At 61.2% G+C, this 11082-nt stretch carries 7 protein-coding genes; 4 read left to right on the forward strand and 3 right to left on the reverse strand.

Annotated features, from left to right (window positions below; translation table 11 throughout):
- Positions 1-237: 237 nt before the first annotated feature.
- Entirely contained in the window at positions 238-2886 is a 2649-nt protein-coding gene (locus tag K8W16_RS08165) for a valine--tRNA ligase (protein ID WP_304122655.1), read from the reverse strand.
- A gap of 165 nt (positions 2887-3051) precedes the next feature.
- On the opposite strand from K8W16_RS08165, the gene K8W16_RS08170 reads away from it, so the two are divergent.
- Positions 3052-4269: a BPL-N domain-containing protein gene (locus K8W16_RS08170; RefSeq protein WP_304122656.1), complete on the forward strand. Its 1218-nt coding sequence runs from the start codon at positions 3052-3054 to the stop codon at positions 4267-4269.
- A 283-nt stretch (positions 4270-4552) separates the two neighbouring features.
- On the opposite strand, the gene K8W16_RS08175 is transcribed toward K8W16_RS08170, so the two are convergent.
- Positions 4553-5125, reverse strand: a complete 573-nt coding sequence (locus tag K8W16_RS08175) for a helix-turn-helix domain-containing protein (RefSeq protein WP_304122657.1) — start codon at positions 5123-5125, stop codon at positions 4553-4555.
- Positions 5126-5292: 167 nt separating this feature from the next.
- Positions 5293-5559, reverse strand: coding sequence for a BTB/POZ domain-containing protein KCTD2 (locus K8W16_RS08180; RefSeq protein ID WP_304122658.1), 267 nt, complete (start codon positions 5557-5559; stop codon positions 5293-5295).
- A 634-nt stretch (positions 5560-6193) separates the two neighbouring features.
- Between K8W16_RS08180 and K8W16_RS08185 the strand changes: the two genes are divergently transcribed.
- The 3 genes from K8W16_RS08185 to K8W16_RS08195 all read left to right on the forward strand — a co-directional run bounded on the left by K8W16_RS08185 (position 6194) and on the right by K8W16_RS08195 (position 10955).
- Complete coding sequence (locus K8W16_RS08185) at positions 6194-7813, forward strand: FAD-dependent oxidoreductase (protein ID WP_304122659.1); 1620 nt, start codon at positions 6194-6196, stop codon at positions 7811-7813.
- 1 nt (position 7814) lies between these two features.
- Positions 7815-9554: an FAD-binding protein gene (locus K8W16_RS08190; protein WP_304122660.1), complete on the forward strand. Its 1740-nt coding sequence runs from the start codon at positions 7815-7817 to the stop codon at positions 9552-9554.
- Positions 9555-9641: 87 nt separating this feature from the next.
- On the forward strand, positions 9642-10955 hold the full coding sequence (locus K8W16_RS08195) for an SLC13 family permease (protein ID WP_304122661.1): 1314 nt from the start codon (positions 9642-9644) through the stop codon (positions 10953-10955).
- The last annotated feature ends 127 nt before the right edge of the window (positions 10956-11082 follow it).

The following is an 11082-nucleotide window of genomic DNA, read 5'->3' on the forward strand; positions in this document are numbered from 1 at the left end:
CGATCAAACGTATATTTTCAAAGAACACCATCGAAAAAACTGAACCTCCCAAGAGCAGGGAAAAATTTTATATGATAATAAATACAGTATGTTATGAAAATACTTTCCCAACGCGGCACCGTGACGCTTCCGGCAGGTTCCCCTCTTCTGCGAAGGCATAAAAAAAGCCCCCCGTTCCGAAAAATCGGAACAGGGGCACGATTCACGTTTTTTGCGGAAAACTCCGCAGAAGGGCATCTACGCTTCCATGGCTTCCTTGAAACGTATCTGAAGGGCCTGCATCTTGGCCTTCTTGTCTATGAGCTCCGTCTGGCGGGCCTTTTCAGATTCCACGAGTTCCGCCGGGGCACGTTTGACGAAGTTCTCATTGGAGAGCTTGGCGTCGAGGGCCACGAGATCCTTGTCCACCTTGCCGATTTCCTTGTCGAGGCGGGCAAGCTCGGCCTGGAAGTCCACAGCGCCCGTGAGAAGCACGATGACTTCGCAGCCGCGCACTACGTTGCTGGCCGAAGCCTTGGGCGCGTGGGCATTCTTGTCGATGGTGAGGCTCTCAAGCCTCGCCAGCTCGAAGAAACCGCGGTTGGCTTCCAGAAGGGCGGCCTGCTCGTCGCTTGCCGGGCGCAGCACCACGGAAAGCTTATAGGAAGGTTTGATGTTGAGCTCCGCGCGGATGGTGCGTATGGCGCTGATAGCTTCCTGCAGGAAAATCATCGCATCCGATTCGCGGCTCTTCACGCACTGAGGACGGGCCGCAGGATACAGTTCCGTGGCTATGTCCGTGCCTTCATGGCCGGGCAGGGAATCCCACACCTCTGCGGTGACGAAGGGGATCATGGGATGCAGAAGGAGAAGTATCTCGCGCAGCACGGTGTAAAGCACATACTGGGCTTCTTCCTTCGCCGGGCCTTCTTCCTTCATGTCGGCCTTGATAAGTTCCAGGTACCAGTCGCAGAATTCGTTCCACAGGAACTTGTACACGCACTGGGCCGCGTCGTTGAAGCGGTAGCTCTCCAGGGCCGCGTCCTCTTCCACCTTGATTTCCTCAAGGCGGGTGAGTATCCACTTATGGTGCAGGCCCTTCACCGAGGCAAGATCCACGGCCTTCGGCTCGCCCTCCTCGGGCAGGTTCATGAGGGCGAAGCGCGAGGCGTTCCACACCTTGTTCACAAAGTGGCGGTAGCCCTCGATGCGTTCTTCCGACATGCGTATATCGCGCCCCATGGCAGCGAATGCGGCCAGGGTGAAGCGCAGGGAGTCCGCGCCGTATTTGCGGATCATGTCCTGCGGGTTGATGCCGTTGCCCAGGGACTTGGACATCTTGCGGCCCTGCGCGTCGCGCACCAAGGCGTGGATGTACACTTCGCGGAAGGGCACCTCACCCATGAAATGCTGGCCCATCATAATCATGCGGGCCACCCAGAAGAACAGGATATCAAACGCCGTGACGAGCACTGTGGTAGGATAGTATTTCTTGAGCGTCTCGGTCTGTTCGGGCCAGCCCATGGTGGAGAAGGGCCACAGGGCGGAGGAGAACCAGGTGTCGAGCACGTCCGGGTCCTGCTCCAGCTTCGAGCTTCCGCACCTGGGGCAGACCGTGGGATCCTCCTCCGACACGATGAGCTCGCCGCAGTCGGCGCACGTCCATGCAGGGATACGGTGGCCCCACCAGATCTGACGGCTGATGCACCAGTCGCGGATGTTGTCCAGCCAGTTGTAATAGGTCTTGGTCCAGCTTTCAGGATAAATCTTTATCTTGTCCGGCACGGCGGCACGGGCGGCGGGGGCCATTTTGCTTATGGCCACGAACCACTGGTCGGACACATAGGGCTCGATGACCGTCTTGCAGCGATAGCAGCAGCCCACGCTGTGGGAAAGCGGCTCTTCCTTCACAAGATGCCCGCTTTCGCGCAGCTCTTCCACAATGGCCTTGCGGCACTCTTCACGGCTCATGCCTGCGTAGCGGCCGCACACGTCGCTCATGCACATGTTGCCGTTGTCGTCGATGACCTGAATGAATTCCAGGCCGTGGGTGTGGCCGAGATTCCAGTCGTTGGGGTCGTGGCAGGGCGTGACCTTGAGGCAGCCGGTGCCGAATTCGCGGTCCACATAGCGGTCGGCGATGAGGGGAACCTCACGGTTCACCACGGGCACAATAAGCTTCTTGCCCACCAGGGCGGCATAACGCTCATCCTCGGGATGCACGCACACGGCGGAGTCGCCGAGAATAGTTTCCGGGCGGGTGGTGGCGATAGTCACGGAACCGGAACCGTCGGCAAAGTCGTAGCGCACATGCCAGAGCGAACCCTTGGAATCGATATGGTCCACTTCGTCGTCGGCAAGGGCGGTATGGCAGCGCGGGCACCAGTTGACGATGTACTTGCCCTTGTAGATGAGCCCTTCCTCGTAGAGGCGCACGAATACCTTGCGCACGGCGCGGGCAAGGTTGTCGTCCATGGTGAAGGCTTCGCGCGTCCAGTCCACGGAAGAGCCGAGTTCCTTGATCTGTTCAAGGATCTGCCCGCCATACTGCTTCTTCCAGTCCCACACCCGCTCGATGAAGGCTTCGCGGCCCACGTCGCGGCGTTTCTTGCCTTCCTTGGCAAGGGCGCGTTCCACCACGTTCTGCGTGGCGATACCCGCATGGTCGGTGCCGGGGATCCACAGGACGTTTTTGCCCTTCTGGCGGGCGTGACGGCAGAGTATGTCCTGAAGAGTCTGGTTCAGGGCGTGGCCGATGTGCAGAATACCCGTGACGTTGGGCGGGGGGATGACGATGGAATAAGGGTCGCCGGGGGCGGACATGTCGGGCGTGAAGGTCTTGGCTTCTTCCCAGTGTTTGCGCCAGTGAGCTTCCACTTCCTGCGGTTCATAGGCTTTGGACAGCATTGAAAGGCTCCAGTGTTTTAACAATTCGCCGCTCGATGAGGGGGCGCGCGTCGCCATGGAACAGGCCGCCTGCAACGGAGCGCTCCGCGGCCGGGCATGCCCGGCATGCCTTCCTTCCCTTGCCGAACGGGCGGCTTATGCGTATGCATAGACACGGAGGGAAACATGATCGCCATACTCTGGGACGCTTCCCATATCTGGGGATATCTGCTGCTGCACGCCGTTCGTTCGACGGGCATTCCCTTCCGTGTACTCAAAGGGTTAGACATAGCCCAGTCCGGTCTGTCTGGCAAGATGCTCATGGTGCCCGGAGGTTCCGCGCGGCGCAAGGCCGAGGCCCTCGGCACGGCGGGCATGGAAGAAGTGCGGCGCTTCGTGCACGGCGGCGGACGCTATATCGGCTTCTGCGGCGGCGCGGGCCTGGCCCTTTCCGAAAACCTGGGACTCTGCCCCTGGAAACGCGACGGCATGACCGACCGCCTGCAACACCTTGTCTCAGGGCATTTTTCCTGCTCCCTGACCTCGGAAAGCGCGCTGGTGCCGCCGGGGCTTTCCGGGAAAACTGCTCTTCTTCCCGTATGGTGGCCGGGCCGCTTCAACGAACCGGAAAAAAACGAAGGCGTGGACGTACTTGCGCGCTACCGCGCCCCGGGGCCGGATCTCTATGTGGCCGACCTGCCCTACGCCTCCATGCCTGCCGACATTCTCGCGGAATGGAACGCCATGTACGGAGTCACGCTGCGGCCTTCGCTTCTGGACGGGCGGCCCTGCGCCGTGGCCGGGACCTTCGGCCGGGGAAGCTGGCTTTTAAGTTACAGCCACTTGGAAACACCGGCGGACTTTCCCGGTTCGGAGCATGCCGGGACGTGGCTTCTGCATGTTCTGCGCTCCTGGTGCGAGCCTTCACTCTCCATGAAGGCGCTGCCCCCGCTGGACTTCGACGCGCTGCCCGTGCTCTGGGAAGATGCCGCCCTGCTTTCCGCGCGAGACGCCCTTGCAACACTTATCCGCCTGGCAAAGGAGCTGGGCCTGCTTTTCCCGCGCAACCGCTGGCTTCTCGGCTGGCGCTCCGGCGTGCCCGGGGCGCAGTTCAACAGCCTGAACGCCGCACTGTCCACAGCCCTCAGCCTGACGCCGGACGCGCGCCGCCTCCGCCTCTGGAACGAGCGGCGAAGCGACTTCGAGCAGGCCTTTTCCCTTTTCGCACAGGGAGCCAGGAGCTGGCTTCTTGCCCGCCGCCTTGCCGACACCCTGGCCGACTCCGCGCCGGGCATGTTGCCGCGGGAACTGCTTGTCGACCAGCGAAGAGCGCTTTTCGGCTCCCCCATGTTCGGCGGAGGCCTCAGCGAACAGATTCTGGATATGCTGGAAAATCTGGTGTAGGGGCGTCCGGCGGAAGAATGCCGGGCGTCAGCCTTTCCGGGGAAAACATGACCCTCAGCCGTACGCCCGCCTGCAATTTCCACGCCGCACGGCGTTCACAGGGGCGGAACAGGCCTCAGCACCCCTTATGCGCAGCCTGAAAGACACGCAAGGGAAAGCATGGACGGACAAAACGGAAAAATTCCCGGCTCCGCGGCACAGGTTCCGGGCATGAGGAAAAAGACCCGCTCCCCGGGCAAGACCTCGGATAGGGAAAACACTCCTTCTGCCCGGCTCCGGCCTTTCACCCCCTTCCCCTTCTCAGGGTGAATCCGAGAAGCGCCGCTCCCGAGGCCATGGCCGCAAGGGCCGCCCAGAAAAGCGCCTTCACATCCCGCGCCAGGACATAGCCCCAGAGGCCGGTATGCACGCCGCCGCGCCCGTCCACAAGCTGGACGGGAAAAAGCTCGGAATAAATCCACATGGTCAGAAGGCCGCCCGCACCGATAAGAAAAACAAGCACCCCGGCGGCCAGCGCGATATGACGGGCCGCCGTGCTCGCAGGGGCCGGCGGAGCGGATTCCCTTTCGTTTTTTTCCTCTGCCGGGCTTTCCGCAGGCGCGGCCTCCCCCTGCTCCACGGAAACGGCGGCAGCCTCCGGCCCGTCGGCCTGCTCTCTCAGAAGATAGTCAAGGCTGACGCCCAGGGTATCGGCCAGCTCCACCAGACGGTCGAGATCGGGAGCGGAAAGGCCGGTTTCCCACTTGGTGACGGACTGCCGGGAAACGCCCATGCGCTGGGCGAGTTCTTCCTGCGACATTCCCAAGGCCTTGCGCCTGGCCTGTATTTTTCCGTAGAGCTGGAGATCTTTCCTCATAAGATTCCGTGGGCTGGCAGCGTTTCCAGGCATGGACGCCCGTATTCCTGCGGGCGGGATACCGGCGGGCAAAAATGTGCTTCCCCGCCCGAAACCGGTTCATGCCGATACGGCGGCCGCACTCCCCGGGGGAAGGGCGCGGCCGCCTTGTTCACGATAAAGGAAGGCTACTTGAAGCGTTCCATGGCCTTATCATAGAAAACGCACAAGGCGTCGATATCCTGCTTCTGCTGAAGCTGAAGAAGTTCCGGCTGAAGCTCCTGCATGACCTTCGTATAATTTTCCGGGTTCTTCTGCGATTCTTCCTGAATGACCTGCGCAAAGGCAAGGGCCTTCTGCTGGGCCTCTTCCGGGGTGCACCCGGCTTCGGCCAGGGAAGAAAAGCCGAGAACGAGGGCAAGAGCCGCGCACGAAGCCAACATTTTCCTATTCATAGGGAACTCCTGTGGTTTTATGGCACACTGCCAGGTTGGAACGGCGGGCCGACTTTTCCGGTCCGTCATCTGACAGGCCGCCCATAAAAGGAGCTTTCCACCCTCTTTATGGAATCGCGGGGAACCCCCGTGGCGCCGGGCCGCCGAATGACGGCCAGAAATTAACGCCTTCGGAAATCATTCTCCACCAACCGGAAGTTTCCTTTACGGCAACTATCAGGTGCATCCCCATGATTTCAGATAATTAGCATAAGATATTTTCCCTTGTCACCCCTTTTCGGCAACTGCCGGTTGCGGGAAACGGCAGGTTGCGCAGAAAAAAAATGCCCCTCAATTCCCGAACACCGGGCAAAGGCTTCTCTCTTTGATCCCGGCTTCCGTCCTGCCCGCCGACCTCTTCTACTGCGCGCTGAAGAGGAAAAAAACGCCCTCCTTCTTCCCGTCAGAGCTTCTTTCCCCTCGTACAACGGCCGGGCGCATGTTCCGGCGGCAGCCCGTCCGCTCCATGAAAAAGCCCATGTAACATATGCAACACCAAAAGAAGGGGAAAAAATGCCATGCTCCCTGCATGCGCCGCAGCCTGCCTCCCCGGCAGGCCTTCCCCGCCATAGCAAAACACGTTCAGGAGGTCACCGTGATAAACACCATCGATACGGAAAAGTGCACCGGATGCGGCACTTGTTTCAAAACATGCGGACTCGACGTATTCAGGATCGACACCGATCAGCCGGTACTTTCCCCCTGCATGGCGACCTGTCCCGCCGGAACCGATATCCGGGGTTACAACGGACTCATGCAGATGGGCAGGATTGATGAAGCCGCAGAGAGGCTCAGGGAACGCAATCCCTTCCCCGCCGTCACGGGGCGTGTCTGTCCACATCTCTGCGAAGGAGAATGCAGCCGCAGCAAGGTTGACGGAGCCGTCAACATCAACGCCCTTGAGCAGTATCTCGGCGACCGTACGCTCCACGTCGTCCCCGAAAAGCCCGCCGTGCGCCATGTACACCGCATCGCCGTCGTGGGCTCCGGCCCCGCCGGGCTCTCCTGCGCATGGTATCTCGCCCGCGCCGGCTATCCCGTGCGCGTGTTCGAAGCCATGCCCGCGCCGGGCGGCATGCTGCGCTACGGCATCCCCGCCTACCGCCTGCCCGAAGACGTGCTCGACGCGCAGATAGAACAACTCAGGGCCCTTGGGGTGGAATTCCAGTGCGGAACGCGCGTGGGCAACGGCTGCGACTGTTCCGTGGAAGATCTGTACGCTCTCGGCTACAAAGCCGTGTTTCTCGCTCCCGGGGCGACGAAAAGCCGTAAGCCCGGCGTGCCCGGCGAAGACCTGCCCGGCGTGCTCTACGGCGTGGAATTTCTCTCCGCCGTGCGCCGGAACCGCCAGGGACGCCTTTCCGGCAGGGCCGTCGTCATAGGCGGCGGGGCCGTGGCCATGGACGCCGCCATCACCGCCCGCAAGCTCGGCGCCTCTCAGGTGGATCTGTACTGCCTCGAAAGCCGTGAAGAAATGCCCGCCTTCCAGCACGACATAGACGACGCCGTCAACGCCGGCGTGATCCTGCATCCCGGCTGGGGCCCCCAGGCCGTGGAAGGCAACGGGCGCGTCGAAAGCATCGTGCTGCACCGCTGCCTTTCCGTGTTCAACGCCGAAGGCCGCTTCGCCCCCGTGTTCGACGATGCCGAAACGCTGAACCTCGAAGCCGCCACCGTCATTTTCGCCATAGGCCAGAGCTCCGACCTTGCTCCCTTTGAAGGCGTCGTGGACATGCAGCGCGGACGCATCACGGCCGATCCCGAAACCTTCGGCACCTCTTACTGGAACATCTTCGCCGCGGGCGACGCCGTTACCGGGCCTTCCACCGTCATTGCCGCCATCACCGGCGGCAGGGAAGCCGCCATATCCATCGACCGCCTCATGACGGGCGGGCATCTGCACAGCGACCGGAAGGAAAAAAGGCCCCTTGCGGAACAGCTGCCGGGAGAAGGCGTCATGCTTTCCCCCCGCGTGGAGAGAAAAGAAATCGCCTCGGAGGGCTTTGAAGAAAAAAGACTCGGTTTCGACGACGTGGACGCGCTCCATGAATCCCTGCGCTGCCTCACCTGCGGGGCAAAGGCCCGCGTCAACTACAGGGACGACTGCATGACCTGCTTCTTCTGCGAGCTGCGCTGCCCTTCCCACGCCATAGACGTTCATCCTTTCAAGGAAAGACTGCCGTTCACGCTGGAACGTAATTTCGGAGGTTTTTAATATGGCTACACCCATTATCTATACTACGGATGTTCTTGTCGTCGGCGGCGGCTTTTCCGGTTCCTGGGCGGCGCTCAGGGCGGCGGATACGGCAGGGGACGTGCTCATCGTGGACAAGGCGGCCCGTGACTGGCGCGGCCTCGGCATGATGAGCGGCGGCGACATGATCGTCATGCAGCCGGAGTTCAGGGTGGAAGACCTGCTCGATGAAATGGTCTACTATTACGACGGGCTCTGCGACCAGCCTCTTGTCCGCAAGATCCTCGAACACTCCTACGACCGCTTCCGCGACCTGGAACGCTGGGGCCATATCTTTGCCCGCGACGAAAAGGGAAAACTGCGCGCCGTGGTGCAGCGGGGCCTTACCTATATGCGCTACTACCTGTACCACCCCTACGGCAAAGGCGGGCCGCACACCTGCAACACTCTCTACGACCAGCTCGCCCTGCGCGGCGTGCGCCGCCTCTCCAACCTTCAGATCGTGAAGCTCATCAAGCGCTCCGGCCGCGTGGTCGGTGCGGCGGGCTTCCACACCCGCAGCGGCCTGCCCTGCGTGATCAAGGCCGGCGCCGTCATTCTCTGCACCAACACGGGCGGCTTCAAAATGTCCTACCTCAGCAACACCTCCGCAGGTGAAGGTGCTCTGCTCGGCTACGAGGCCGGGGCCACCTTCCAGAACATGGAATTTCTCCAGAACTGGACCTGTCCCATGGCTTTCGCCTGGGAGGGGCAGACGGGCATGCTGCCCTACGGCGCCCGCTTCGTGAACAGGAAGGGTGAAGACTTCATGAAGAAGTATTCCCCGCTGCGCGGCGCCAAATCCGACCCGCACTACAATATCCGCGGCATGGTGCTGGAAACCCGCGCAGGCAACGGCCCCACCTACTTCGACACAAGCACCATGTCGGAAGAAGGTGTGGAAGTCATGACTCCCACCGGCGGATGGATGCTGCTCAACGCCGAAAAGCTCAAAGCTCTCGGCATCGACTTCTTCCATCAGAAAACGGAATGGATGCCCCAGTTCCAGTACATTTTCGGCGGCATGAAGACCGACCTCGACTGCCGCACCGGCGTGCCCGGGCTTTTTGCCGCAGGCCGCGCCAGCAGCCTGCACACCGGCGTGTATATGGGCGGCTGGGATACCTGCATGACCAGCACCACCGGCTGCTTTGCCGGCGAGGCCGCCGCAAAGGAAGCGCTCGACGTCCGCCACGACGACTTCGATGCCTCCGAGGCGCTGGAAGAAATCGCGCCCGTGACTTCCCTCATCGGACGCCCCGGTATCCCTCCCAAGGACGTGGTGCGCTCCATCCAGGAACTCATGGTTCCCGCCGACGTTTCCGTGCTCAAGACAGGGCAGGGGCTGAACCGCGCCCTGCATGCGCTTGAACACATACAAAACAACTATCTTCCTGAAATGACGGCGCAGGATCCCCACTACCTCATGAAGCTCATGGAGGCTAAGGGCATGGCCCTCGTGGCGGAAATGTACCTGCGCGCCTCCCTGGCCCGCAAGGAGTCGCGCTGCGGCCACTTCCGTGAAGACTATCCCCTGCGCGCAGGCGCTCCGGAGTGGATACGTCTGAGCCGCGGACGCAACGGTATGGACATTGAGGGCGCGGCCGTGCCCTGCGGCGGGGAAGGATATCCCGTCATGCCGTACCGCTACTACATGGACGACTTCGACTACCCCGACCAGCCCCATGCCGATGCGCAATACGTCGCAGGGGCCCAAGCCTAGCCTGGCCTGATCCGATCTGTCCTCCCGGCGGGCGGAGTGCCCTCCGCCCCGCCGGACACTTCATCCGTCATTGCCGCCCGGAGGTGCATGATGAAACTCCCTTCCTTCAATAATCCCCTTTTCCGCCGTCAGGCCGCAGGCTGCCTCCTTGCCCTGCTCGTCTACTGTGCGGCGCTGCTTCTTCCCACACCGGAAGGCCTCGGCCTTGCAGGCAAGAAAGCCCTTGCTCTCATGATCTCGGCTATCATCATCTGGGTATCCGACGCCCTTCCGCTCGCCATGTCTTGTACTCTTTTTCTCTTTCTGCAGGGGGTGCTGGGAACGGCACCCATGGACGACGCCCTGCGCAATTTCGCCATTCCGCCGGTATTCTTCTGCTTTGCCATGTTCTGCATCGTGGTGGCCTTCCAGAACTCCGGACTCACCCGGCGCATCGTGCTCTGGACGAGCATGAAGTCCAAAGGCAGGCCGGGCAGACTTCTTTTTCTGCTCATGATGATGAGCGGGGCGCTTTCCACCATTCTGGCCGATGTGCCCGTAGTGGCCATGATGTTTCCCGTGGCCCTGTTTCTTCTGGAGCAGAACGGCTGTGTGCCCGGAAAAGGCTCTTTCGGCAAGGCCGTCATGCTCGGGCTTCCCCTCGCCTGCCTCATAGGCGGTGTGGGCACTCCGGCGGGAAGCGGCACCAACATCCTGACCATGAACATGCTCTCTTCCACCGCAGGCGTCCAGATATCCTTCTTCCAATGGTCGGCTATCGGCCTGCCCATGGCGCTGCTTCTCATCCCCGTGGCATGGTGGGCCGTCATGAAGATCTATCCGCCCGAACTTACCGAACTTGCGGGCATGGATGAGCTGTGCGCGGACTATGAATGTCTCGGCCCCCTCGGCAGGCAGGAAAAACTCTATATCGTCCTCCTGGCCGTCAACCTCACTCTGTGGTGCACCACAGGCCTGCACGGGCTTTCCCTCCCCGCGGCGGCGGTGCTCGGCAGCATGCTCTTCGCCCTGCCCGGAGTCTCCCTCATCAGCTGGGAACAGGACAGGCACAAGATAGGCTGGGACATTCTCTTCCTCGTAGGCTCTGCCAACTCCCTCGGCGTCTCCCTCTGGCAGAGCGGTGCAGCCACATGGATAGCCGACACTTTCCTGAGCGGCATGAGCTCACTGCCTCTCGTGGCAGTCATAGCCCTGGTTTCCCTGTTCACCATCCTCATTCATCTGGTCATTCCCGTGAACACCCCCATCGTGGGCGTCATCCTTCCCCCTGTGGCGGCCATAGCCTCGGCCATGGGCATCAATCCCGCGCTTCTGGCCCTGCCCCTCGGATTCAGTGTCTCCGCCGCCGTACTTCTCCCCCTCGACTCGGTATCTCTCGTCACCTATCAGGCCGGATACTAGATAGTGTTTACACGAGATTTGAGTTATAAGAAGCGCATCAATTCTACAAGGATGTGCTTATGACGAATCCTCAACGCCGCCATGACATTTCAGATGCTGCATGGGCCTTATTGGAACCTCATTTACC

This window comes from Mailhella massiliensis (genome assembly GCF_020741395.1).
Taxonomy (GTDB): Bacteria; Desulfobacterota; Desulfovibrionia; order Desulfovibrionales; family Desulfovibrionaceae; genus Mailhella; species Mailhella massiliensis_A.

Bases quoted from the DNA above. Each gene is read 5' to 3' on its own strand.
- K8W16_RS08165 (WP_304122655.1), bottom strand. From the start codon at position 2,886: ATGCTGTCCAAAGCCTATGAACCGCAGGAAGTGGAAGCTCACTGGCGC.
- K8W16_RS08170 (WP_304122656.1), top strand. From the start codon at position 3,052: ATGATCGCCATACTCTGGGACGCTTCCCATATCTGGGGATATCTGCTG.
- K8W16_RS08175 (WP_304122657.1), bottom strand. From the start codon at position 5,125: ATGAGGAAAGATCTCCAGCTCTACGGAAAAATACAGGCCAGGCGCAAG.
- K8W16_RS08180 (WP_304122658.1), bottom strand. From the start codon at position 5,559: ATGAATAGGAAAATGTTGGCTTCGTGCGCGGCTCTTGCCCTCGTTCTC.
- K8W16_RS08190 (WP_304122660.1), top strand. From the start codon at position 7,815: ATGGCTACACCCATTATCTATACTACGGATGTTCTTGTCGTCGGCGGC.
- K8W16_RS08195 (WP_304122661.1), top strand. From the start codon at position 9,642: ATGATGAAACTCCCTTCCTTCAATAATCCCCTTTTCCGCCGTCAGGCC.